Origin of the sequence: Mesorhizobium sp. M1088 (genome assembly GCF_040318575.1) — a bacterium.
Classification (GTDB): Bacteria; Pseudomonadota; Alphaproteobacteria; order Rhizobiales; family Rhizobiaceae; genus Mesorhizobium.
On record NZ_JAMYMO010000007.1, the window covers coordinates 1 to 23,310 of the forward strand.

The following is a 23,310-nucleotide window of genomic DNA, read 5'->3' on the forward strand; positions in this document are numbered from 1 at the left end:
AGCCATGGCGAGTTCCTCTCGTTGAAGGGAACTCCATGGTCAGATCGACCCCTCTACCCGCTCAAGTCAAAATGGCAGTCGCGCCATCTCAGAACGAGGCGCCTCTCCCGCGAAGCGGGTTCGTGCATTAGGCGCAAAGCGGCCATTTAGGCCCGGGCGGACGTCAGTCGCCTTTGGATCATGGGCGTGAATTCGCGGGGCGGACGAGCGGCCGCTTAAGATCAAAACTCGGTCGCTCGAGGTAATTGGGTTTTGACCTCAGCGATACTCGAAGATCGACCGGAATATCCCGGGCGCGATTACCGATAGCGGATTGACGTCGAGGATTGGCTTGTTGGCGTTGCCCCTGAGCCTGTAGGTGACGCCGATCAGCCCGCGGTCGCGGCCGTTGCCGAGCAGTGCGCCGATCAGCGGCAGTTCGCCGAAGATGCGGTTTACGCCGTAGGCCGGCATGAACGTGCCGGTCATGTCCATATTGTTGTTCTGGTCGTAGAGCGTGCCCTGGAAGGTGGTGCCGATGCGCGAGCCGCGCAGCACGCCGTTGCGCAGCTTGAGATAGCCGCTGCCCTTATCGATCTCGCTGAAACCGCGCTCGAACTTCACCCTCGACGTGTCGAGATTGCCTTTGACCGCCTCGTTGAGGCTGCGGTTGTCGCCGGCCGGCGTCGTCGACACGATCGAGGCGAGCTTCGGCTCGTTGACGATAAAGAAGTTCTTGGCGTCGACCTGGCCTTTCATCGGCCCGTCGCCGGCCCCGGTCAGCGCCAGCGTGATCGAGCCGCCTTCCATATGCTCGTAGATGTTGAGGAAGCGCAGTATGGCGCCGGCGTCGGCCGACTTCATGTTGAGCGTGCGCAGGCCGCCGCCGGTCGTGTTGCTGATGGTGATGGCGGCTCCCGAACTTGCCGTGGCGCTCACCTTGAGCCCGTTCACCCGGGACCCTGCGGCGCTGTAGTCGAGCTTCAAATTCGACAGCACCTCGTCGTGGAAGCCGGTCAGGGAGCTGACGTCGGCGCTGACCGAGATCGCATCGACGCCGGTGGTCTTGGTGGCGGTATCGACATCGGACGTGAATTGCTTGATCAGCGAGCGTGCGTCCAGCGCGCTGCCGCTGACCTCGACCGCATAGGCCTTGCCCGACCGCTTCACCGAGACGGCGACGTCGTCGCCCCTGTTCAAGGTGACCTTGCTGAACCGGGCCGAGGACAAGGCGCCCTTGACCAGCACCGCGCTGCCGTCGATGGAGAAGGTCTTGCCGTCGAGTTCGAAATTGGACAGCGTCGTGGTGTCGCCGGTCTTCGCCATGGCGAAGACGACCTTGGCGGGAATGCCGGGGCCCTTGCTCCAGCCGGCCCAGGGAATGTCCAGCCTGGCATTGGTCAGGTCGGCCGACACGTTCTGGTTGCCGGTGCCACTCTTGTCGATCGCCACCTTGATGGTTCCGGAAAGCAGCGTCGACAGGCCAGGCATGGCGGTGGCGCGCGTCTTGTCGTCGAGCACCAGCTCCACTTTACGGCTGCGCGGCGGACCGCCATCCCTGAGCGGCTCGATCAGGTCGAGCTCGGCCGGAATGCCGTTGAGCAGCGCCTTCGCCGAGATCACCGCCCGGTCGGGCGCGACCGTGATCGAGCCGTCGGCATGGCTGACCGTCTGCCCCTCGAACGGCTTGCCCAGCGACAGGTCCTTGTAGTCGAGCGCCACCAGCCAATCGAGTTTGGAAGAGTCGACACCGGACTGCAGCGGAATATCGGCCTTGACGTGGCCGGTCACCGTGCCGGACAGGTCGTCCGGCAGCAGGCCGACATGGCGCATGGCGTTGATCGGGTCAAACGATGCCAGCTCGGCGATTGCCGGCGCCTCGCCGGCGACGTCGATGTCGAGCGCGCCGATCACCGGCGGATGGTTCGCCGCCTTGACGGTGAGCGTGCCGTTGCTCGCCGCCACCGTGCGGCCGCTCGGCATATAGACGCTGCCCGACGACAGCGCGACGTCGACGTCATTGCCGTGGAAGCCGACGACGCCGACGGCATCGCGGATCGGCGGAATGCGGCCGGCCGTGTCGAAGCGCGATCCTTCGACCTGGAATCGGCCGAACACTTCATCGGCGGAAAGCGGCACGCCGTTGCCGAGCCGTCCGGGCACGACCTGGAACTGCAGGCTGCCATCGACGACGCGGCCGCCGAACAGGTTCTTAAGCACCCACAGCCTGGCATTGCGCGCCGAAAACCAAGGCCATAATTGCTTGACGTGCGAGACCGGCATGTCGTGGACATTGAGCGCCACCGATATGCCCGGCGCCTGGTTGGCGACGAATGAAACCGAAGCCGTGCCCAGCACTTCGCTGCCCGGTCCGGACCGGACGCCGATCTGCTCGGCGACCAGCTTTTGGCTCGTCGGCTGGTAGACGCCGGCAATACGGGCAATGAAGCTGAGCGCCGGCTCCGGCGAATCCGAAGGCGCCAGGGTCGAACCGTCGCTGGTCAGGTCGTAACGATAGGATGGCTCCTCGCCCGCTGCGCCGGTAGCGGGCTTCGGGCCGATCGAACCGGCGAAATCGAAGGTCGAGCGGCCGGTTTTCACCAGCAAGCTTTCGACCTGGATCTTGTTCGACCCGGCGACGAGCGTCGCATCGAGATCGATGTCGGCCGGAAGCAGGCCGCGCGAACCGAGATCGAGCACCGACCCGGTCAGTGACAGGGCGGCGGTCAGCCGCGAACTGTTGTCGCCGGTCCCTTCCGACCCCGCCAGCTTCAAGGCGATCGCGCCCAATTTGCCGCCTGCTGCCGCAGCTTCGGCATCCGCCGCCTGGATGCTGGCGTCCAGCGTGGTGATGCGTCGCGTCGCCGGATCGCGGGTGGCGGAAGCGGCGATGGTAAGCGCCCTGCCGTCGACATCCGCATCGGATGAAAACTCCATGCTTCCCGGTCCCGTCTGCGACACGGAGGCGTCGGCGATGGTGACCGACTTGACCGATCCGGTCTCGGGCAGTTCCAGCTCGACGTTGCGCAGATCGATCTGGCGCATCGAATCCTCGCGCACCGCATCGAGCGCGCGGTTGACGTTGGCGAAGACGGCGGCGGAAAGTTTTTCCGGATCGATGAGGCCATCCTGGTTGCGCAGCCCGGCCGTCCAGTCGCCGCCGGACGGCATCGCGGCCATGACGATGTGCGCGTCGGAAATCCGGGCGCTGGTCAGCCGTACCTCGCCCGAAAGCAGCGGGATCAGCCGGATGCCGAAGCGGACCCGGCCGGCATCGGCCATCGGTTTGCCGTCGGCGGTCTTGAGGCTGACGTCGCTGACCTGCAGCGCAATGAAGCTCGACCCGTCAAGCGTCAGCCGGGCTGGCCCGACGGCAACGTCGACATCGAAGCCGGCCAATCTCTCGATTGCCGTTTCGGCTTCCGCGCGAAGCCGCTCCGAGCCGAAGCCGGACACGCCGATCGCGTAGACGCCGGCGCCAGCCAGCAGCACAAGGGCGACAAGGCCGGCAAACAGCCGCGCCATCAAACGGACGCCGCGACCGATCGACGCCTGGCCGAGCGGCGGGACGCGGCACGCGGACGGAAAGGTTCCCAGGTCGGTGATCTCGTCACGCCTGAACCTGATCTTCTCGTGCTGCGGTAGCTCCTGATCCACGCAATCTTCCGTTGAAACGAATTCGATCGTGGACGAATCCCCGCTCGACATTATATCGATGCAGCCTGGCGCGTAACTTCAAACAAGGGCATCGGTATGGCTGACCTCGACGTGGGCGATGTTGCGCCGCAGTTCGATCTTCCGCGCGACGGCGGCGGTTCACTCAGCCTCGCCGCATTGCTGGGAAAACCCATCGTACTCTATTTCTACCCACAGGACGACACCACAAGCTGCACCAACGAGGCGATCGGCTTTTCGCAGTTGAAGCCGGAGTTCGAAAAGGCCGGCGCCGTCGTCATCGGGCTCTCGCCGGACAGCGTCAAGAAACACGACAAATTCAAGGCGAAATACGATCTGAGCGTCGACCTTGTCGCCGACGAAGAGCGCAAAGTGATCGAGGCTTACCATTTGTGGGTGGAAAAGAAGCTCTACGGTCGCACCTATATGGGCGTCGAGCGGGCGACGTTCCTGATCGGCCGCGACGGACGCATCGCCAGGATCTGGCGCAACGTCCGCGTCAAGGGGCACGCCGAAGAAGTGCTGGAGGCGGTTCGCGCCCTTTGAGAGCTGCGCCAGGCCGCTGCAATTCGATACCCGTTTTGCGCGAAGACCTTTGCCTGTCCTTCGATCCGGCAAAACTTTGTTAACCCTAATAATGTGTAATCAGGCTCGTCGTTGGTGTCGTAACGAAAGCTTGGTCCCGTGAACGTAGCCAGTCAGTCAGCGGTCTTCGGCAGACGCAGAGAGCCCCACACGGTCATCATCGCCCGGGGCGACCAGATAAGGCATTTCACCATACGCCCGTGGCTTGCGGCATTTTGCGGCTCGGCGCTGGCGGCGATCGTCATCGGCTACCTGCTGGCGACCTCCTATCTGGTGCTGCGCGACGATCTGATCGGCGCCACGACGGCGCGGCAGGCGCGCATGCAGCAGGCCTACGAAGACCGTATCTCGGCACTGCGCAGCCAGGTCGACCGCATCACCAGCCGCCAGCTACTCGATCAGCAGCTGATGGAAACCAAGGTCAGCGAGCTGCTGGAACGGCAGAGCCAGCTCAGCCTGCGTCACGGCCGTCTCGGCCCGATCCTCGAACGAGCCGAAAACGAGGTCGCAACGCCGCCCGTGCCGGCGGCAAAGCCGGACGAACATGCCGACGCGACCGGCAGCATCCAGCCGACGGCCTATTCCGTCGCCAGCCTTGCCGCCCCCCTTGCCGCTCCTGTGGGCGTTGACGACACCAGGCCGTTCTCGCTGTGGTCGACGCGCGCCGATCCGCTGCCGAGCGAAAGCGCGGCCGACCGGGCAGACAAGCTCTTCGTTTCGATCAACAACTCGCTGAAGGCCATCGAGAGCCAGCAGCTCACCCGCATCGCCACACTTGCCGACAATGCCTACAAAAGCGCCGACGCGATCTCGCAGGCGCTCGAGGCCGCCGGCCTGCCCGTTGATAGCGAATTCGAAAAGAGCGACGTTGGTGGCCCGCTGATACCACTCGACAGCTCGTTGGTCTTCGACAGCAAGGTCAAGGAGTTGGACGAGGCTCTTGACGCGCTGGATCATCTTAAAAAGGAAGCGCGCCGGCTGCCGCTCGCCAACCCCGCCCCCGGCCGCAGCGTTACCAGCCCGTTCGGCGTGCGCACCGACCCCATCCTCGGCACGGCCGCCTTGCATTCCGGCATGGATTTCAGGGCGCCGGTCGGTATGCCGGCCAAGGTCACGGCAGGCGGTGTCGTCGTCAAGGCCGGCTGGAACGGCGGCTACGGCCGCATGATCGAGGTCGACCACGGCAACGGTTTTGTGACGCGTTACGGGCATCTCAGCGAAATCGACGTCGCCGTCGGCCAGAAGCTCGATGCCGGAGACGTCATCGGCAAGACCGGCAACAGCGGCCGCTCGACCGGCCCGCATCTGCACTACGAGGTCCGCCACAATGGCGAGGCGATCGATCCGCTGCGCTTCCTGACCGTCGGCAAGAAGGTCGCGCAGTATCTGTAGAGCCGGCGATTCATTCGGCGTGAAGCCGGCGCGCGGCCAACCGCCCGCCAGGCAATATCAAAGATAGATCGCCTTCAGCCCTCAGCAGCGGCCATGAACGCGCCGAGCCGCCGGTTGAACGGCTCACCGGTCTGCTGAACGCTGTGCCCCGCGCCGGCGATCACGGCACGATCGGCACCAAGCACGTTTTCGAGCACGTCGCAGACGGCGTCGAATGCTGCGCTGTGCCCGCCGGATACCACCAGTTTCGGGAACGGCGCATCGGCAAGTTGCCGAAGCGGAATTTCGGCCTCCCATGGCCCGCGTTCGACGACGAGCATGGCCGCGCCTTGCGCGAGCGGGGGCGGCAGCGGGTCTGGCAATTGTATCGCCGAGCCGACCAGATGGAGGAACTGGCGCAAGAAAAGCGCGGGATCGTCGCGGGGTCCGCTTTGCCAGTGGGCCTTCAGGCGCGTCACGAGTTCATTGACGGCAACATCCCCGCGCGCAAGGTCAAAGGCCGGCGGCTCGATCACCGTGAGCGAACGGATTGCTCGCGGGCGCATCGCTGCTGCAAGAAGAGAGATGACGCCGCCATAGGAATGCCCGACCAGATGGACGCGGTTTTCGTCCCAGAGGTCATGCGTCCGATCGAGGAATCCGGCAACCAGTCCGGCGTCGACGGCGAAATCCTCGCGTTCGGCAGGGGAACTTGATCCGTATCCGGGCCGGTCGACCACAACCAGCTTCCAGCGCTCCGCAAGCGGTAGCTGGGCGGACCATGTCATCATGCCGTTCGTGACGCTGCCGTGGACGAACAGAACCGGCGGCCCGTCGCCCCGCACCTCATAGCCGAGATCAATCCCGTCGAGGGTCAGCTTCGGCATCGCATCTCCTCCCGCAGACCGACGAGAGCAAGTATGCTCCCTGCAACGGAAAGGCGCAACGAACTCCGATCCCTGGCCGGCTCACAGCCGGGTTCCGAAATGGGCTTCAGGGCGCTGATCGGAATGCCGGTCAAAGGTCATGCCTGGCGTCCCGTCCAGCCGGTGGCGCTTCATACTGGAAAATTGCCAGAGTTGGCCCATCCGCCGGCGGGCGCGAATTCGCCGGCGTTAGAAGGACCTTGGCCACAGGCGAATTATTTTTGAATTCCATTTGACTGAATAAATCTTCAGTGCCAGTCTGGCCTCTCTCGAGGGCACAAGGCATGGCACTGCGGGGAACCAATCAGGAGTTCGGGCGGCCGTATAACCGGCGCATCGTGCTCGAATCCATCCGCCTTCACGGGCCGATCGCCCGCGGCGATATTGCCAGGCGGGTCGGACTCACCGTGCAGACGGTGTCGACCATCGTTCGCGAGCTGGAAGAGCACGGTTACGTGCTGTCGCTGCGCGAAGAGCCCAAGGGGCGCGGCCTGCCACCGGCAACGCTGCGCATCAATCCGGAAGGCGGCTATGCCGTCGGCATCCACGTCACCCCGCTGGGCATCAATGCCGCCCTGATCAACCTAAGCGGCGATGTTATCGAGAGCACCTACCGCGAAGCTCCAAATGCAACGCCCGACCACGCTTTCGAGCTGATCGGCGCCATGGTGCTCGAATTGACGGCATTGCGGCCCGGTGGCCGCGTTCTCGGCATCGGCATGGCGCTACCCGGACCGTTCGGCGTGGAGTCCATGAGCTTTGTCGGGCCGACCACCATGACCGGCTGGAAGGATGTGGCGCTGCGCGAGCGGCTGGCCGCCTCGACCGGACTGCCGGCCTTTTTCGAAACCGATATGGCGGCGGCTGCTATCGGCGAGCGCCTCTACGGTCTCGGAACGGCATATTCCGAGTATTACTATCTTTATTTCGGCGTCGGTCTCGGCGGCGTCATGGTGCATGACGGGGCGGCATTGCGCGGCGCCTGGGGAAACGCCGGTGAAATCGGCCACATTCCCGCGGTGCCGGGCGGCGAGCCCTGCCCGTGCGGCAATCGCGGCTGCCTCGAACGGTATCTCTCGCTCGAGGCGCTGCGGCGCCGCAACATCGCCGACGCCGAGTGGGTGAGCGAGATTGCGCCGATCTTCCGCAACGCCGTCACCATCATCGAAAACCTGTTCGATCCCGAAACCATCATCCTCGGCGGGCTTGCCTCCACCGACCTGCTCGAAAGGCTTGCCGGCGCGGCCGCGCACCTGCCCAACTCGGTGTCGGCGCGAAGCGACCGCACGACGCCCCGCGTCAGCGTCGCGCGCGGCGGCCAGCATGCCGTGTTGCGCGGCGCCGCCGCGCTTGCCGTTTCGGGGGTGCTTTCGCCGCGCTTCGGCCAGATCTTCACCGCCGAGCGCGAACGCGGGCGAGATCTCTTGCATAACAAAGGGATCGCGGCATGAGCGAACCGCTGCTGGTGCTCGACAACGTCGCCAAGAATTACGGCGCCATCGAAGCGCTGAAAGGCATCAGCTTTTCGATCGACAAGGGCGAAGTGGTGGCGCTTCTTGGCGACAACGGCGCCGGCAAATCGACGCTGGTCAAGATCATTGCCGGCGGCCTGGAGCCGACCTCCGGCCGCATGCTGTTCGAAGGCAAGGAATTCCTCGCCAAATCCCCCGCCGAGGCCAAGGCCGCGGGGATCGAGACGGTCTACCAGGACCTGTCGCTTTGCACCAATGTCGACGTGGTCGCCAATTTCTTCATGGGCCGCGAGATCACCAGGAAGGTTCTCGGCATTCCGGTGCTCGACGAGCGCGCCATGGAGCAGGTGGTGCAAAAGGCGCTGGCCAGCGCCGGCACCCGCATTCCCTCGCTTCGCACCAATGTCGAGCACCTCTCGGGCGGTCAGCGGCAGGCCATCGAGCTCAACCGATTCGTGCATTTTGGCGGCAAGCTGGTGCTTCTCGACGAGCCGTTCGCGGCACTCGGCGTCGAACAGACGCGGCGCGGCCTCGACATGATCCGCCAGGTGGCGAGCCAGGGCATCGGCGTCGTCATCATCACCCATATCATGCAACAGGCCTTCCAGGTCGCCGACCGGATCGTGGTGATCCGGCAAGGCGTCGTGGCGGGCGACGTCGCACGCAACAAAACAAGTCCCGACGCGGTGATCAAAATGATCACCGGAGAGACGCTCGCCGGTGCCGGACCGGCAAGCTGAGGGACATATGAGGGGTCCGGCGCAAGAGGAGCGAACGACATGAAGAAAATACTTCTTTCCGTCTTCGGTATCCTGGCACTGGCCTTTGCCACGCTCACGCCGGCATTAGCCCAGTCCAAGGGCACCGTCTACTACATGGTGCCGACATTGCTCGATGAGTTCCAGACCGGCTCGGTGAGCGCGCTGGAACTGTTCCTGAAGCAGGTCGGCTACGAGATGAAGACGTTGAACGCCGACAACAAGACCGACGCTCAGCAATCGCAGATGAACGACGTCATCGCGCTGAAGCCGGCGGCGATCATCCTTGCCGCCGTCGATTTCAATGCGCTGAAACCGTCGATCGAGGCGGCCCGTGCCGCCGGCATCCCGGTCGTCGAGTTCGACCGCCAGATAACCTCGACCCCGTCCGACTTCACCTCGGTGGCCGGAACCGTCGAGATCGGCTACGTCGCCGCCGACCAGGCACAAAAGCTCCTGACCGCGAAGAACGGCTCGGTGAAGGGCAAGATCCTGCAGGTGCTCGGCGATCCGGGCGACCCCTACACGCTCGACATCCAGAAGGGTTTCGAGGAGAAAATGAAGGCGTTCCCGGACGTCAAGATCATCTCGCTGCCGGCCATGCAATGGGAGGCCAGCAACGCCGGCACCATCGTCGCCGACCAGATGCTCGCCAACCCCGACATCGACCTGATCTTCAGCCATGCCGCGCATCTTTCGGTCGCTGCCGTCGCCTCGCTCGAGGCCGCCGGCAAGAAGCCGGGCGACGTCATGCTGATGAGCTCGAACGGCGCTCCGGTCGGCCTCGACCTGATCCGCAAGGGCTGGCTCAACGTCGAAGTCGAGCAGCCGCTCTACGCCCAGGCCGCGGCGGTCGCGATGTTCATGGACAAGGTGGTCAACAAGCAGGAGATCAAGCCCGGCGAATATGATGTGCTTGGCCTGAAATCAACCCTGACCAAGGAAGCGTGGGGACCGAACATCAAGATCCCCGGCGCTGCGATCACCAAGGAAAATGTCGATAACCCGGCGTTCTGGGGCAACATGAAGCCGCCGACCGAAACCATAAAGCCGGTCGAATAGCGAACTCGCCAGAAGCTCCGGGCCCTGCCGGCCCGGAGCCCAGCCCTGCAGCCCGGGTGCGTTCAAACGGACGCGCGCGGGAATGCTGCAGCAATTTTCAACCACGCCTGATAGTCCGAAAACCGAGTGGTTTTTCGGGGTCGGCGCCAACCGGATCCTGAGATGAACCCCCGCACGCGCCAAACCCTCGAGTTCATCCTCGACAATCTTGTCTGGTTCATGCTGGTCTTCGTGCTGGTGGTCTTTTCCATCCTTATCCCGAACTATTTTCAGCTCGGCATCTTCGCCAACATCATCGAGGCGTCGAGCGTGCTCGGCGTGATGTCGATCGGCCTGGCGCTGGTTATCATCGCCGGCCACATGGACCTGTCGGTCGAATCGGTCGCGGCGCTCAGCGCCATGGCGGTCGGCATCCTGTTCTGCTCGTCCGGCATCGGCCTTGGCATCCAGTTGCAGCCGCAATGGCTCATGGTTCCGGTTTCGCTGCTCATCGCGCTTGCCATCGGCGGCCTCATTGGCGCCTTCAACGGCTATCTGGTGGTCAGGGTCAAGATGAGCGCCTTCATAATCACGCTGGCTTCTTACATCTGGGTGCGCGGCCTGGTGCTGGTCATTTCCGGCGGCCGCTCGGCGCAGGACCTTGCGCCGGCGATCCGCTGGTTCGCCATCCAGCGCCTGCTCGGCCTGCCGCTCACCGCCTGGATCGCGATTGCCTGTTTCGTCATCTCTTCGCTGGTCATGGCCAAGACGCCCTTCGGCCGCCATCTGGTCATGATCGGTGGCAACGAGACGGCGACCTTCCGCGCCGGCATCCGCGTCAACCGCAACCTCGTCATAGCCTTCGTTCTCGCCGGCGCCATCGCCGGCCTTGCCGGCTGGCTGCTGGCGATCCGCACCTCCGGAGCCAGCGCCAATCTCGGTGCGGGATTCTTGTTCAACGCCTTTGCCGCCGTCGTCATCGGCGGCGTCAGCCTGAAAGGCGGTGTCGGCACCCTGCCCGGCGTCTATGCCGGCGTGCTGCTGCTCTCGGCGATCAACACGGCGATCAATTTGATGGGCCTGCCAGCCAATTTCACCCTGGTGATACACGGCCTGCTGGTGCTTGCCGCCGTGCTGCTCGACGCATTCAGGCAGACAATCCGCCAGAGGCTGGCATGACTAGCGATCTCGGAAGGCTTGTCGGCAAGGTGGCGCTGGTCATCGGTGCTGCCCGCGGCATTGGCAAGGCGATCGCGCAGCGCTTTGCCGAGGAAGGCGCAAAGCTCGTGCTGGCCGATACCGAGACCGAAGCCGGACGAGCAACGGCAGATGAGGTCGGCGCCCACTTCATTCATACCGACATTTCGCAGATGGCCGATGCGGAAGCCGCCGTGGCGCTGGCCCTCGACCGTCACGGCCGACTCGACATCATGGTGCAGAATGCCGGCATCTATCCCTGGCAATTGCTGGAAAACACCAGTCCCGACGACTGGGACCGGGTCATGGCGGTGAACTTGCGCGGCAGCTTCATCGCTGCTCGCGCCTCACTGGTGCCAATGAAGGCACAGCATTTTGGCCGCATGCTGTTCACCTCCTCGATCACCGGCCCGCATGTCACCAGCCCCGGCCACGGCCATTATTCAGCGACCAAGGCCGGCATCAATGGGCTGATCCGTTCGGCTGCGCTCGAATTCTCGGGCTACGGCATTACGGTCAACGGCGTCGAGCCCGGCAACATCCTCACCGAAGGCATAGAGCAGCATCGCGGTGCGGCCTTCATCAAGAACATGGAAGACGCCATTCCGCTCGGCCGGCTCGGCAGCCCGCGCGACGTGGCCAACGCCTTCCTGTTTCTGGCCTCGGACGACGCCAGCTACATCACGGGCACGACCATCATCGTCGACGGCGGGCAGCTTTTGCCCGAGGGCAAGGATTTCCGGCTGCTGCCGCCATGATCCTCGATTTCGGCGGCGGTTTCTTCCTGCGCCGGGCGACCACCGCCGATCATGCAGCGCTTGCGATGATCTGTCTCAAGACCGGCGATGCCGGCAAGGATGCCAGCGGCCGCGAGGACGACCCGGACCTGCTCGGCCTCCTCTACACTATTCCCTACCAGGTGCTCGAACCCGATCTGGCCTTTATTATCGATAGCCCCACAGGTGCGGCCGGCTATCTGCTTGGCGCAGCCGATACGGGCGCTTTCAATGCCAGCCTGGCATCAGACTGGTATCCGGACCTGCAGCGGCGCGTGGTAGACCCGGGACCCGACAACTCGCGCTGGCGCGGCAGCGACTGGGCGCGGTACCGGATCCACCACCCCGATTTCGCTGTTCCGCCTGCGCTGGCGGCCTACCCGTCGCATGGCCATATCGACCTGTTGCCGCAAGCGCGCGGGAAAGGCATCGGCAGGCGCGCGATGGCCTTCCTCGAGCAGCGCCTTGCCGCGAGCGGCTCGACCGGCATCCACCTCGAAGTCATGCCGGAGAACGATGGTGCGCTAAGGTTTTATAGGACGATCGGATTTCGGGTGCTGCAGCACCCGGACCTGCCGATGCATTGCGTTTACATCGGAAAACGGCTTGCTCATCGGGCAGAAGCTGCACGCTGAGCCGCGGCAAGCAATCGCACAACCTGCATGGACACTGACCGGGAGGATTATGGAAGTACAATGCTGCGGTGCTGCAGCAACCATGTGCCTCCGCGTGAACACCTTTGCCGCACCAACCGAACCTTCTGGAAGGCGCCAGGCCAACACGGTGCGGGCTAATCAGAGTGTTGGCGGAGCGTCTACTAGTGCAGTATGGGCGGCAGGGGAACATCCGCGACCGTTCCCCCGGCCACAATCGAGAGCACATAAAGCAGATAAATGGCTAATACCAACAGGGCGAGGAATGAACCGCTGGCAAAGACTCCTGCAACCGCGGCGTCGGGATAAGCTTCGACTTGTTCTTTCTTGAAGGTGTCTTCTTCGTTACGGGTTGTCTTCACAACCCGATCGCCTGGAAGCCGGTTTTTTTCAGCTTCCTTCGATATCTTATCCGCGAGATCTCCTGCGATCACGGGATCCTCCGGAAGATGACTCGCAAGCCATCCAGGAATATTTTCGCTCCCGCCCATGCCCATACGCAATTGAGATACTGCAAGTTGTAGCTTTCGGCAATCGTTTCCCTCATGAGAGGCAAGCAGATCAGACTTAAGTCCCTGCGGAAAGACAGTTTGAATCAGACCAAAGTCCGAGTAGCACAGTGATCGGATGCGTCTCACCTGGCGATCAGCTTGAGCGGTGTAGCCCAAACTGAACACATCGAGGAAAATGGTGGGCGATGACGGGCTCGAACCGCCGACATCTTCGGTGTAAACGAAGCGCTCTACCAACTGAGCTAATCGCCCGCTCCGGGCCGGACCTTTAAGCAGTTAGGACCGGCTTCGCAAGGCCAAATGAGCGGCCAGTGGCTTGGCCGGGAGCCGGTTTCGGCAACAAAGTTCGGCTTGTCAAAAAACCTTCTGCTGTTTGCTGTTATGCTGTCCGGGTCCGCTTGACACCCGGTGGCTTACCCCTTATCCACCGCCCCAACGACGAACACGGCTGACACGTGCTCGTCCATGCGCGGGTGTAGCTCAGTTGGTTAGAGTGCCGGCCTGTCACGCCGGAGGTCGCGGGTTCGAGCCCCGTCACTCGCGCCATTTCTCCTTTGGGGTCACGTCCCCTGGTGTCGGAGAAATGTCGACGTTGATTTGTCAAAAACCGTCGTCGTTCATGATGTAATCCATACGGTCTCACCCCTCGGCGAGCAGCGCCTCGACCTCCTGCAGCGTCGGCATGGACGGCGCGGTGCCCGGGCGCGTCACCGAGATGCCTGCGACGGCGCAGGCGAAGCGCACCGCTTCCAGAGGTTCGATCCCCCTCGACAGCGCGGCAGCCAGGCCGCCGTTGAAGGCGTCGCCCGCGCCTGTGGTCTCGACCACCGGGCCGGCGGCGACCGCTGCGACATGCTCGGAACGATCGGCCGTGTGCAGCAGCGCACCGTTTTCGCCAAGCGTCACGATGACTGCCCCAACGCCCTTCTCAAGCAGGCTGTCGGCGGCACGGCGGGCGTCGTCGATCGAGGACACCTTGATGCCGGTCAGTTCCTCGGCCTCGGTTTCGTTCGGCGTGACATAGTCGCAAAGCGTGTAGATGCGGTCCGGAAGCCTGGCCGCGGGCGCCGGGTTGAGGATGGTGGTCACCCCTGCCCCGCGCGCGATCTCCAGCGCCCGCAGCGCCGCCTCGATCGGCTGTTCGAGCTGGGTGACGAAAACGCCGGCCGCGCGGATCAGGCCGGCATTTGCCTCGATATCGGCGGGCGAGATCAGCATCGCCGCACCCGGACTGACGATGATCGCGTTGTTGCCGCTCGTCTCCTCGATGAAGATATAGGCGGCACCGGTGTAGCTTTCCGGCGTGTCGATGACGGCGCTCTTCACGCCGGCGTGCGACCAGGTCTGTCTCGCCATATCGGCAAAGGGGTCGACGCCGAGGCGGGTAAGGAAGGTGACGTCGGCGCCGAGCCGGCCGGCCGCCACCGCCTGGTTCGAGCCCTTGCCGCCGGGGCCGAGCGTGAAGGACGTGCCCAGGATCGTCTCGCCCATGCGCGGCTGGCGGGCGGCGCGGTAGGCCGTATCGGCGACGAAGACGCCCAATATGACAACCGGCTTCATGACGATCGGATTCGCCGGCATCCCGCTACTCCGCATCCGGTGGCACGACGCCTTTGCGGAACGCAAAACAGCCATAGAAGCGGCGCTCGCCGGTCTGGATGACGCAATAGGCCTTCTTGGCGCGTTCGTAGAAGGCGTAGCGCTCGACCGAGATCATCGGCCAGGCCTTGCCCTCGGCGGCATCGATCTCTTTTTGCACTTCCTGCTGCACGGCGGGAATGTCGTCCGGCTTGCCGACGATCTCCATGCGCGCGGCGGCATCGTCGACGAAGGTGTCCAGCGGATAGAGCGACAGTACCGCCTTGACCACGTCGGCCGCCGACGCATCGATGCGCAGCAGCCGGCCAAGCACGGTCTGGCGCGCCACCGAATCGGACGGGAAATTGGTGTCGGCGATAATCAGATCGTCACCGTGGCCCATCGCCCGCAGCGCCTGCAGCACATCGGCATTGAGCAGCGGATTGATTCCTTTGAGCATGGTATTCCTCGCGAAGTTTGCTGGGGCGAAATCAGAGACGCTTGCCGGTCTCTGCGTCGAAGAGATGCACCTGGTCGAGCCGCGGTTTCAGGTGCAGTGTGTCGCCCGGCTTGAAGTCGTGGCGCTCACGGAACAGCGCCACCATCTCGCCCTCGCCGAAGCGCAGGAACACCAAAGTCTCGGAACCGGTCGGCTCGACCACCGAAATCTTCGCCGGAACACCATCGGGATGGATTTCGAGGTGCTCGGGCCGCACGCCGTAGACGACATTACGGCCATCCTCGACGGCACTGGTCGCCGCAATCGGGAACGGCGTCCCGGCGATCTCGACGACGGGCTTGTCGCCCTTGCGCACGACGCCCTTGAGCAGGTTCATCGAGGGCGAGCCGATGAAGCCGGCGACAAACAGGTTGGCTGGCCGGTCGAATAATTCCAGCGGCGCGCCGACCTGTTCGATGCGACCGTCGCGCATCACCACGATCTTGTCGGCCATGGTCATGGCCTCGATCTGGTCGTGGGTGACGTAGATGGTGGTGGTCTTCAGCCGCTGGTGCAGTTCCTTGATCTCGGTGCGCATCTGGACACGCAGCTTGGCGTCGAGATTGGAGAGCGGCTCGTCGAAGAGGAACACCTGCGGGTTGCGCACGATGGCGCGGCCCATGGCGACGCGCTGGCGCTGGCCGCCAGAGAGCTGGCGCGGATAGCGCTTGAGGTAGGGATTGAGGTCGAGGATGTCGGCGGCGCGCTTGACCCGCTCAGTGACCACCGCCGGGTCGGTTTTGCGCAGCTTGAGAGCAAAGGCCATGTTCTGCTCGACCGTCTTGTGCGGATAGAGCGCGTAGTTCTGGAACACCATGGCGATGTCGCGCTTGGCCGGCGGCAGATGGTTGACGATGCGCTCGCCGATGGCGATGGTGCCGCCGGAGACCGTCTCCAGCCCGGCCACCATCCTCAGCAGCGTGGACTTGCCGCAGCCGGAAGGCCCGACCAGCACCACGAACTGCCCGTCGGCGATGTCGACGCTGACATCGTGCAGAACCTTGACGGTTCCGAACGCCTTGGCCACATTGCGGATCGCGACTTGAGCCATCATTCCCCCTTCAGTTGCCGTGAAGCTAAACAACGCAAACGGCGAGGGCAAGTCAGTCTCTTATAGATAAAAAACCCATTCACGTTGACACCGCACTTCGTTGTGCGAATAGTGACAGTGTCCGGCTTATGACCCTGTTCCGGGCGCACCGGTACGCTTGTCCGGCACTGAATGCCAAGCGTCGCGGGAGGGAGAATTCGGGCCGCTATTTACCGGAGTCGCTGTCGTTGGGGAACATAATCGGCGCTCCACCATCTGAACCAATTCACAATTGACCTTCTGGGAGGAACGAAATGAAAGTCAGCCTTTATAACCAACTTGTCCGCGCCGGGGCCACCCGCCGCGACGTGCTGAAGGGAGCGGCCAGCATGGCCGCCCTCGCGGCGGCCTCAAGCGCCGGACTTGGTGCGCTGACGCGCACGGCTGCGGCCGCCGACGACCTGCGCGCGCAGATCCTGCAGATTCCGGGTGTCGGCAAGGGTCAGCCGACCGATGCCGACTTCCAGCAGGTCGGCGAGCTTTGCCTTGCCGCCACCAAGGCCAATGTCAAGGAAGGCGAATTCGCCGGTGTCGAACTCACCTTCATGGGCCTCAACAACCAGAACCTGCACAATGTGCTGTTTCGCGGCTTCCTGAAGCCGTGGGAGACCTATACCGGCGCCAAGATCAACTGGATCGACCTGGCGCAGGCTGACTACAACGCCCGCCTGCAGCAGTCGATCGCGACCGGCACCGTCGATTTCGACATCATCGAAATGGGGGCACCGTTCGAAGGCGACGTCTGCGGCAAGGGTCTCACCTCCGAGATGCCGGACTGGGTCAAGGACCAGATCGACATGAAGGATGTCGTGGCCTATCTGCAGCCGCCGGTGGGCACATGGGACGGCAAGCAATATCGCGTGACCGTTGACGGCGACGCACATAATTTCAACTACCGCACCGACGTGTTTGCCGATGCCGACCTCGCCAAGGCCTGGAAGGACGGCGGCGGAGAAGGCGAATGGGGTGTGCCGAAGACCTGGCAGCAGGTGCAGGCGGTGACGAAGTTCCTCAAGGGCAAGCAGGTGAAAGGCCAGGATGTCTTTGGCTATCTCGATGCGCCCAAGCCCTGGGGCGGTTTCGGCTTTTATTTCCTCGGCAGCCGCGCCAGCGCCTACGCCAAGCATCCCGATGACAAGGCCTGGCTGTTCGATGCCGACACGATGAAGCCGCGCGTCAACAATCCGGCATGGGTGCGGGCGATCCAAGACGTCATCGATGCCCTGCCCTCCGAACCTGCCGACCAGATCAACGCCGACCCGAACACCACCGCCTTCCAGCAATTCCTGGCAGGCACCGGTTCGATGGTTACCTGGTGGGGCGACGTCGGTTCGAACGTCAAGACCAACGATTCCTCGGTCGTCGGCGACATCACCGGCTTCTCGATCCTGCCGGGCTCGGACGATGTCTACAACTCCAAGACCGGCCAGTGGGACAAGCTCGCCAGCGGCCCGAACCATGCGCCGAACTGCGCCTATCTCGGCTGGGGCGTTTACGTCATGGCCCGCGTCGACAGCGACGAAAAGAAGAAGAAGGCGGCATGGTCTGCCGCTGCCCACCTCGGCGGCAAGGACCTGTCGCTCTGGTGCGCGGCCTATCCGTCGGGTTTCCAGCCCTATCGCAACTCGCATTTCAACATTCCGGAATGGGTGGCGGCGGGCTACGACGAGGCGTTCATCACCTCGTATCTGAAGTCGGAAGCCGACAGCTACAACCATCCGAACGCGGCGATCGAGCCGCGCATCCCCGGCATCTTCCAGTACTACAGCGCCGCCGAGGACATTTTGGCCAACACCTTTGCCGGCAAGATGAAGGCGCAGGAAGGCGCCGACGCCATCGCAGCCGCCTGGGAGAAGCTGACCGACCAGATCGGCCGCGACAAACAGGTCAAGCTCTACAAGGCATCGCTCGGCATGTAGGCTGAGATCGTGAAACCTGGTCCGGCGGCGCACAGCCGCCGGACATCCGCTTGACCGGCCCGGCCTCGATCGGCTCGGCCGGTCATCGAGCCTCCTGTGAACAGGCAAGACGCGTGGCTGACCGGACCCTGGCTGACCAGACTTTGTCGACAAGTGAATGGCCGGCAGGCGCCGTGCCATCCGACCTGATTCCGCGGAGCCGCAAACGGCTTGGCTGGGCGCTGATGGCTGCTGCGACGCTCGGCCTTCTGGCGGTGATCGCGCTGCAAATCCTCTACAAGAGCGAGGTCGACACTATCGGCTTCGACACCTGGCGGCCGGTGGTCTATGCCTACGTGCTGTGGGGTGTCGCGCTCGGCATCGGCCAGGTGCTGACGCGCGGCGAGGACGGCCAGCGCGCTCTGTTCCTGCTGCCGGCGCTGCTGTTTACCATTGCCATGGTGATCTTCCCGACGCTGTTCGGCTTCTACATCGCGCTGACCGACTGGAACCTCAGTTCCTTCAGCGGACGGCAGTTCAACGGGCTCGACAATTTCTGGCAGATGCTGAACGACGCCTATTATCGCAACGCGCTGTTCAACATGGTGCTCTACGTGCTGGCGGTGTTCGTCGAATATGTCATCGCCTTCGGCCTGGCGCTGCTGCTCAACGCGCAGATTAGGGCACGAAAATTCTTCCGCGTCGTGTTTCTCATGCCGCTGATGCTGTCGCCGGTGGCGGTGTCGTGGATGATCGGCAAGTCGCTGATGGAATACCGCTTCGGGCCCGCCGCGACGCTGGCGCGGCATCTCGGCTGGGAAAACCCGGCCTTCTTCTCCAACCCGATCACCGCCCGCATCTCGATCATGGTGCTCGACGCGTGGACGTTCATCCCGTTCATGATGATCATGCTGCTCGCCGGCCTGCAGGCAATGTCGCGCGAGGTGCTCGAGGCAGCGCGTGTCGATGGCGCCACCGCCTGGCAGACCTTCTGGCAGGTCACCTTCCCGCTGATGCTGCCGGTGTCGGTGACAGCGGTCATCCTGCGCATCATCTTCAAGCTGAAGCTCGCCGATATCATCATCACCGTCACCTCCGGCGGGCCGGGCGGCGCGACCGATTCGGTGTCCAGTTTCATCTACCGCGAATATCGCGACCGTTCGAACGTCGGCTACGGCACGATGCTGGCGATGGCCTATTTGATCATCATCATCGTGTTCGTGACCTGGCTGCTGAAGTTCGCCAGCCGCTTCGTGCGCAACGTCAACTGATCGGGCCGGCAAGATGAGCGTTCAGACCACCGACTATGCCGCTTCCGAAATCCGCTCGCCGGCGAGCTTCGTCGCCAACCGCGTCTTCATCTACGGCGCGCTCATCTTCTGGGCTTTCATCTGCCTGTTCCCGATCTATTGGACGATAACCACTTCGTTCAAGACCGCGGTCGACGTCACCCAGGGCCATCTGATCCCGTTCGTCGACTTCCGGCCCGACTGGAAAGGCTGGCGTTCGCTCGGCCTGTCGCCGGACTCGATCTTTCGGACGTCGACGGTCCGCGACGAATTCATCAAGCGCTTCATGAATTCGGTCATCACTTCGGTCGGCGCGTCGAGCCTCGCCATCGTCATCGGCAGCCTCGCCGCCTACGGGCTGACCCGCTATCGTTACAAGTTCGCCTGGTTCAGGAACGAGGATATTTCCTTCTTCTTCCTGTCTCAGCTGATCCTGCCGCCGGTGGTTTTGGCCTTGCCCTTCCTCGTGCTTTACCGGGAGGTCGGCCTGCTCGACACACGCGTCGGGCTGATCCTGCTCTATACGCTGATGGTGCTGCCGATCGTCATCTGGATCATGCGCGACCAGTTCAACTCCATCCCGGTGGAGCTGGAGGAGGCAGCACTCGTCGACGGCCTGTCGATCTGGGGCGCCTTCTTGCGCATCGTCATGCCGATCGCGCTGCCGGGCATGGTCGCCGCCTTCATCCTGGCGATGGTGCTGTGCTGGAACGAGTATTTCTTCGCCGCGCTTTTGACCTCGACCGACGCAAAGACCATTCCTGTCATGGTGGCGAGCCAGACCGGCTCACAAGGCATCAACTGGTGGTCGATGGCAGCGCTTGCCACCGCCGCCATCACACCGCTCGCCGTCATCGGCATCGCGCTCGAGCGTTACCTGATCATGGGCATGACAGCGGGCGCGGTGAAATAACTGCGCCGGCTCTCCCTTCTCCCCTTGTTGTGGGAGAAGGGAAAAGCGCGCTAACCCGAAAGCGTTGCCCGCAAATGCTCGAGGATCATGGCAACCCCTTTTTGCCCCAATTCCGCCGAAGCTTCGGGCGCACTTGCCGTGTACCAGCCGGTGTTGTCGGCGAAGCGGCCGGCATCCACCGCCTCCGGGCACAGCGCCAGCATCAGCGACGTCTCGCCGATGCCGGCATGGTCGAACGGGTACTGGCTGTGCATTGAGGCCGGCATCAACGGATGCACCTGCACCCAGTTGAAGAAATTGCTGCCCTCGGCGTGTTCGGCATAATAGTCAGCCATCGCCGCAGAGCCCCACCAGCCTTCGCCACGTTCTTTCTCCAGGAAGCGGAAGATCGCCTGCCGGCCGGCGGCCTTGAAGGCGAGATCGGTTGGCATGCCGGCGGCAAAATTTTCGGTCTGGTGGTGAATGATGGCGTGGATGTTGCGGAAGCCGATGCGCAGCAGGCTATAGAACAGTTCTTCCGCAAATGGCGCCAGCACATTGCCGCCGACCTGCAGCGAACCACTGCCCTCTGGTGCTGCAACAGCATAGCTCGCCGCGCCGTAATAGAAGGGCGGCAGAATGACGATCTCGGCTTCTTTTTCGAACAGTTCCAGGCTCTTGACCACCGCCAGCGTGTCCATGCCGACGGCCATGTGCTCGCCGTGATATTCAAGCACACCCAGCGGCAACACGACCGGCCAGTTTTCGGCGATCACCTTGCGTATCTGATGCGGCAGCATCAATTCGTAGCGCATGACACCTACTCCATATTGGTGTGGCGGGCGCGCATCGCTCCCGGCGAGACGCCGGTCAGATCCCTGAGCTTCAGCACCATCACTTCGAAGAGGACGAACAGCACGCCTTCGAACACCGAGCCCATCGGCAGGACGGATGTCTTTTCGGGACCCTGGTCGTCGGCCATGGTCTGAGCCGGGATAAGCAATGTGAAGTCGGCCAGCTTTGCGGCAGTGCTGTCGGCTTGCGCGGTGAGCAGCAGGACTGTGGCACCGGCCTCGCGCGCGACCTGCATCAAGGTCAGCACCGTCGACGTCTCACCCGGGCCGGAACTGGCGAGGAAGACATCGCCCGCGCCCAGCGGCGGCGTGGTCATGTCGCCGACGACCGACACCGGCAGACCGAGATGATAGAGCCGCATGGCAAAACCCTTGACCTGCAGCGCCTCGCGGCCGCAGCCATAGGTGACGATCTTTTTCGCACCGGCCAAGATGGCGCAAGCGGCGTCGATGCGGCTTGCGTCGATACGCTCCAGCACGGTGCCAAGCTCGTTCAGCGCAATCCCAAACAGGTTTTCGCCGGCGTCCGTCATGACATTTGCACCAGCTTGCCGGTGCCGGAGAACCATTTGAATATCTCAGTCACCTTTGCCCCGAACGGCTTGTTTTCATTCATGCTATCACCGCGAAAATCGGTGTCCAACGACACGCAGTGCTTTTGATGCGCTACAGCCGTGATAGTGTCACGGCAAATCCAAATGAGGAAACGGCAGCATATGAAGACACGGCATTTCGACCGCATCGGCAATGGCGGCATCACCTTCACCGAGCTCGGCTTCGGCACCGCACCGCTCGGCAATCTTTACCGCGCCGTCTCCGACGAGGATGCCAATGCTACGCTGGAGGCGGCATGGCGGGTCGGCTGCCGCTACTTCGACACCGCGCCGCTTTATGGGCTAGGCCTAGCCGAAACGCGGCTCAATCCGTTCCTGCGTTCGAAGAAGCGCGACGACTACGTGCTGTCCAGCAAAGTCGGGCGCATAATGCGCGCCTGCCCGCCGGAACAGCGCACCGGCATCGGCAAATTCTTCGACACCCCATCGCGCCGAGAGGTCTACGATTACAGCTATGACGGCGTCATGCGCTCCTTCGAGGCCTCGCTGGAACGGCTCGGCGTCGACCGCATCGACATCCTCTTCGTGCACGATGTCGACATCTTCACCCATGGCAGCAAGGAAGCCTCGGACCAGCGCATCCAGGAATTCATGAGCTCCGGCTACTACGGATTGCTGGCATTGCGCGACCAGGGCGTGATCAAGGCATTCGGCGGCGGCATCAACGAGTGGCAGGTTGCCCAGACGCTGGCCGAGCGCGGCGATTTCGATCTGTTCCTGCTTGCCGGGCGTTACACGCTGCTGGAGCAGGAAGCGCTGCAGTCTTTCCTGCCGCTATGCCAGCAACGCGGCATCGGCATCGTTCTCGGCGGGCCTTACAATTCCGGCATCCTGGCAAGCGGGCCGAAGCCCGGCGCCTACTACAATTATTCGGAGGCGCCGCAAGACATCATCGACCGCGTCACCCGCATCGAGGCCGTCTGCAAACGCCACGGCGTGCGCCTGATCGAGGCGGCGCTGCAGTTCCCGCTGCTGCATCCTTCCGTCGTCTCGGTAATCCCCGGCGGCCAGCGGCCGGGCGAAGTCGAAAGCAATCGCTCGCTGCTCGACGCGAAGCTGCCGTCGGCGCTGTGGACCGATCTCAAGAAAGAAGGCTTGATGCGCACGGACGCGCCGACGGCATAGCGCCGCCTTTTCCATCAGAAAAGAAAAACCGGATATGCCGGCTTTTCTTTTCTCTGAAAGACTTAAGGAGGCGCCTAGTTGACCGCGTCCTTGAGGCCCTTGCCGGCCGAGAACTTCGGCACGGTGCGCGCCGGGATCTTCACTTCCGCACCGGTCTGCGGATTGCGGCCGGTCGACGCGGCGCGTTTTGACACGGTGAAATTTCCGAAGCCGACAAGCCGGACATCGCCGCCCTTTTTCAGTTCGCCGGTGATGACGGAAAACACCGCATCAACCGCCGACTGCGCGTCACCCTTCGAAATACTCGCGGCATCGGCGACAGCGGACACCAGTTCGTTCTTGTTCATAAAAATTCCCTTCCATGAGAAAACCGGAACACTCGACTCATCCGGCAGGAAACGGACTTTAGAAAGAAGCGCTCCGGCAACCAAGTCGAAAAGCGCCGGGAAAGTCGAAAAAAGCCCGGGAATCCGCGGTTCTTCACATGAAAAAGCCGGGCTCAAGGCCCGGCTCTCTCTTTGTGCAT

At 63.2% G+C, this 23,310-nt stretch carries 21 protein-coding genes and 2 tRNA genes; 13 read left to right on the forward strand and 10 right to left on the reverse strand.

What is annotated here, in order from left to right; genetic code table 11:
• Window positions 1-258: 258 nt before the first annotated feature.
• Window positions 259-3,636: a hypothetical protein gene (locus tag NKH49_RS10935; RefSeq protein ID WP_352926041.1), complete on the reverse strand. Its 3,378-nt coding sequence runs from the start codon at window positions 3,634-3,636 to the stop codon at window positions 259-261.
• A 96-nt stretch (window positions 3,637-3,732) separates the two neighbouring features.
• Here NKH49_RS10935 and NKH49_RS10940 point away from each other — a divergent pair, with 96 nt between their 5' ends.
• Entirely contained in the window at window positions 3,733-4,200 is a 468-nt protein-coding gene (locus tag NKH49_RS10940; RefSeq protein WP_352575971.1) for a peroxiredoxin, read from the forward strand.
• Window positions 4,201-4,338: 138 nt separating this feature from the next.
• Window positions 4,339-5,631 (forward strand): M23 family metallopeptidase, encoded by a 1,293-nt coding sequence (locus NKH49_RS10945; protein WP_352926043.1) that lies wholly within the window; start codon window positions 4,339-4,341, stop codon window positions 5,629-5,631.
• A 74-nt stretch (window positions 5,632-5,705) separates the two neighbouring features.
• Here the strand turns inward: NKH49_RS10945 and NKH49_RS10950 are convergent, their stop codons facing one another.
• Window positions 5,706-6,497 (reverse strand): alpha/beta fold hydrolase, encoded by a 792-nt coding sequence (locus NKH49_RS10950; RefSeq protein WP_352926045.1) that lies wholly within the window; start codon window positions 6,495-6,497, stop codon window positions 5,706-5,708.
• Window positions 6,498-6,820: 323 nt separating this feature from the next.
• Here NKH49_RS10950 and NKH49_RS10955 point away from each other — a divergent pair, with 323 nt between their 5' ends.
• From NKH49_RS10955 to NKH49_RS10980, 6 genes are all read left to right on the forward strand, one after another.
• Window positions 6,821-7,987: an ROK family transcriptional regulator gene (locus tag NKH49_RS10955; RefSeq protein WP_352619162.1), complete on the forward strand. Its 1,167-nt coding sequence runs from the start codon at window positions 6,821-6,823 to the stop codon at window positions 7,985-7,987.
• The gene (locus NKH49_RS10960) at window positions 7,984-8,748 is read left to right on the forward strand and encodes an ATP-binding cassette domain-containing protein (protein ID WP_352898362.1); all 765 of its coding nucleotides are present in this window, start codon (window positions 7,984-7,986) and stop codon (window positions 8,746-8,748) included. Before NKH49_RS10955 ends, NKH49_RS10960 begins: the two co-directional genes overlap by 4 nt.
• Before the next feature lie 39 nt (window positions 8,749-8,787).
• Entirely contained in the window at window positions 8,788-9,828 is a 1,041-nt protein-coding gene (locus NKH49_RS10965; protein ID WP_352926046.1) for a sugar ABC transporter substrate-binding protein, read from the forward strand.
• Window positions 9,829-9,990: 162 nt separating this feature from the next.
• Window positions 9,991-10,986 carry an ABC transporter permease gene (locus NKH49_RS10970; RefSeq protein WP_352926048.1) on the forward strand — a complete coding sequence of 332 codons (996 nt, stop codon included), beginning with the start codon at window positions 9,991-9,993 and terminating at the stop codon, window positions 10,984-10,986.
• On the forward strand, window positions 10,983-11,762 hold the full coding sequence (locus NKH49_RS10975; protein WP_352926050.1) for an SDR family NAD(P)-dependent oxidoreductase: 780 nt from the start codon (window positions 10,983-10,985) through the stop codon (window positions 11,760-11,762). The genes NKH49_RS10970 and NKH49_RS10975 overlap by 4 nt, the downstream gene beginning before the upstream one ends.
• Complete coding sequence (locus tag NKH49_RS10980; protein WP_352471954.1) at window positions 11,759-12,415, forward strand: GNAT family N-acetyltransferase; 657 nt, start codon at window positions 11,759-11,761, stop codon at window positions 12,413-12,415. Before NKH49_RS10975 ends, NKH49_RS10980 begins: the two co-directional genes overlap by 4 nt.
• A gap of 182 nt (window positions 12,416-12,597) precedes the next feature.
• Here NKH49_RS10980 and NKH49_RS10985 read toward each other — a convergent pair whose 3' ends face one another.
• Both NKH49_RS10985 and NKH49_RS10990 read right to left on the reverse strand, forming a co-directional pair.
• Window positions 12,598-13,101, reverse strand: coding sequence for a hypothetical protein (locus NKH49_RS10985; RefSeq protein ID WP_352820086.1), 504 nt, complete (start codon window positions 13,099-13,101; stop codon window positions 12,598-12,600).
• A 20-nt stretch (window positions 13,102-13,121) separates the two neighbouring features.
• Window positions 13,122-13,197 (reverse strand) — tRNA-Val (locus tag NKH49_RS10990).
• A 217-nt stretch (window positions 13,198-13,414) separates the two neighbouring features.
• Between NKH49_RS10990 and NKH49_RS10995 the strand changes: the two genes are divergently transcribed.
• Window positions 13,415-13,491: transfer RNA gene (locus NKH49_RS10995), tRNA-Asp, on the forward strand.
• A 93-nt stretch (window positions 13,492-13,584) separates the two neighbouring features.
• Here NKH49_RS10995 and rbsK read toward each other — a convergent pair.
• The 3 genes from rbsK to NKH49_RS11010 are packed head-to-tail and all read right to left on the reverse strand — an operon-like array spanning window position 13,585 to window position 16,073.
• Window positions 13,585-14,526, reverse strand: a complete 942-nt coding sequence (gene rbsK, locus NKH49_RS11000) for a ribokinase (protein ID WP_352769962.1) — start codon at window positions 14,524-14,526, stop codon at window positions 13,585-13,587.
• Between the two features lie 4 nt (window positions 14,527-14,530).
• The gene (locus tag NKH49_RS11005; RefSeq protein WP_023674665.1) at window positions 14,531-14,983 is read right to left on the reverse strand and encodes an RbsD/FucU family protein; all 453 of its coding nucleotides are present in this window, start codon (window positions 14,981-14,983) and stop codon (window positions 14,531-14,533) included.
• A 31-nt stretch (window positions 14,984-15,014) separates the two neighbouring features.
• A complete protein-coding gene (locus NKH49_RS11010; protein WP_352449436.1) occupies window positions 15,015-16,073 on the reverse strand; it encodes an ABC transporter ATP-binding protein in 1,059 nt (352 codons plus the stop codon).
• A 293-nt stretch (window positions 16,074-16,366) separates the two neighbouring features.
• Between NKH49_RS11010 and NKH49_RS11015 the strand changes: the two genes are divergently transcribed.
• The 3 genes from NKH49_RS11015 (at window position 16,367) to NKH49_RS11025 (ending at window position 20,212) form a co-directional block, all read left to right on the forward strand.
• On the forward strand, window positions 16,367-18,031 hold the full coding sequence (locus NKH49_RS11015) for an ABC transporter substrate-binding protein (RefSeq protein WP_352926053.1): 1,665 nt from the start codon (window positions 16,367-16,369) through the stop codon (window positions 18,029-18,031).
• 128 nt (window positions 18,032-18,159) lie between these two features.
• Window positions 18,160-19,281: a carbohydrate ABC transporter permease gene (locus tag NKH49_RS11020; protein WP_352456633.1), complete on the forward strand. Its 1,122-nt coding sequence runs from the start codon at window positions 18,160-18,162 to the stop codon at window positions 19,279-19,281.
• A 13-nt stretch (window positions 19,282-19,294) separates the two neighbouring features.
• Window positions 19,295-20,212, forward strand: a complete 918-nt coding sequence (locus tag NKH49_RS11025; protein ID WP_352614125.1) for a carbohydrate ABC transporter permease — start codon at window positions 19,295-19,297, stop codon at window positions 20,210-20,212.
• Window positions 20,213-20,262: 50 nt separating this feature from the next.
• Here NKH49_RS11025 and NKH49_RS11030 read toward each other — a convergent pair whose 3' ends face one another.
• Entirely contained in the window at window positions 20,263-21,006 is a 744-nt protein-coding gene (locus tag NKH49_RS11030) for a creatininase family protein (protein ID WP_352926055.1), read from the reverse strand.
• A gap of 5 nt (window positions 21,007-21,011) precedes the next feature.
• The gene (hxlB, locus tag NKH49_RS11035; protein WP_352918808.1) at window positions 21,012-21,578 is read right to left on the reverse strand and encodes a 6-phospho-3-hexuloisomerase; all 567 of its coding nucleotides are present in this window, start codon (window positions 21,576-21,578) and stop codon (window positions 21,012-21,014) included.
• Between the two features lie 183 nt (window positions 21,579-21,761).
• On the opposite strand from hxlB, the gene NKH49_RS11040 reads away from it, so the two are divergent.
• Window positions 21,762-22,784, forward strand: coding sequence for an aldo/keto reductase (locus NKH49_RS11040; RefSeq protein WP_352926057.1), 1,023 nt, complete (start codon window positions 21,762-21,764; stop codon window positions 22,782-22,784).
• A 74-nt stretch (window positions 22,785-22,858) separates the two neighbouring features.
• Here NKH49_RS11040 and NKH49_RS11045 read toward each other — a convergent pair whose 3' ends face one another.
• Window positions 22,859-23,131 (reverse strand): HU family DNA-binding protein, encoded by a 273-nt coding sequence (locus tag NKH49_RS11045; RefSeq protein ID WP_006201846.1) that lies wholly within the window; start codon window positions 23,129-23,131, stop codon window positions 22,859-22,861.
• Window positions 23,132-23,310 lie beyond the last annotated feature (179 nt).

Coding starts and splice junctions, on each gene's coding strand:
- NKH49_RS10940 (WP_352575971.1), top strand. CDS start 3,733: ATGGCTGACCTCGACGTGGGCGATGTTGCGCCGCAGTTCGATCTTCCG.
- NKH49_RS10950 (WP_352926045.1), bottom strand. CDS start 6,497: ATGCCGAAGCTGACCCTCGACGGGATTGATCTCGGCTATGAGGTGCGG.
- NKH49_RS10955 (WP_352619162.1), top strand. CDS start 6,821: ATGGCACTGCGGGGAACCAATCAGGAGTTCGGGCGGCCGTATAACCGG.
- NKH49_RS10960 (WP_352898362.1), top strand. CDS start 7,984: ATGAGCGAACCGCTGCTGGTGCTCGACAACGTCGCCAAGAATTACGGC.
- NKH49_RS10965 (WP_352926046.1), top strand. CDS start 8,788: ATGAAGAAAATACTTCTTTCCGTCTTCGGTATCCTGGCACTGGCCTTT.
- NKH49_RS10970 (WP_352926048.1), top strand. CDS start 9,991: ATGAACCCCCGCACGCGCCAAACCCTCGAGTTCATCCTCGACAATCTT.
- NKH49_RS10975 (WP_352926050.1), top strand. CDS start 10,983: ATGACTAGCGATCTCGGAAGGCTTGTCGGCAAGGTGGCGCTGGTCATC.
- NKH49_RS10980 (WP_352471954.1), top strand. CDS start 11,759: ATGATCCTCGATTTCGGCGGCGGTTTCTTCCTGCGCCGGGCGACCACC.
- rbsK (WP_352769962.1), bottom strand. CDS start 14,526: ATGCCGGCGAATCCGATCGTCATGAAGCCGGTTGTCATATTGGGCGTC.
- NKH49_RS11005 (WP_023674665.1), bottom strand. CDS start 14,983: ATGCTCAAAGGAATCAATCCGCTGCTCAATGCCGATGTGCTGCAGGCG.
- NKH49_RS11010 (WP_352449436.1), bottom strand. CDS start 16,073: ATGGCTCAAGTCGCGATCCGCAATGTGGCCAAGGCGTTCGGAACCGTC.
- NKH49_RS11015 (WP_352926053.1), top strand. CDS start 16,367: ATGAAAGTCAGCCTTTATAACCAACTTGTCCGCGCCGGGGCCACCCGC.
- NKH49_RS11025 (WP_352614125.1), top strand. CDS start 19,295: ATGAGCGTTCAGACCACCGACTATGCCGCTTCCGAAATCCGCTCGCCG.
- NKH49_RS11030 (WP_352926055.1), bottom strand. CDS start 21,006: ATGCGCTACGAATTGATGCTGCCGCATCAGATACGCAAGGTGATCGCC.
- hxlB (WP_352918808.1), bottom strand. CDS start 21,578: ATGACGGACGCCGGCGAAAACCTGTTTGGGATTGCGCTGAACGAGCTT.
- NKH49_RS11040 (WP_352926057.1), top strand. CDS start 21,762: ATGAAGACACGGCATTTCGACCGCATCGGCAATGGCGGCATCACCTTC.
- NKH49_RS11045 (WP_006201846.1), bottom strand. CDS start 23,131: ATGAACAAGAACGAACTGGTGTCCGCTGTCGCCGATGCCGCGAGTATT.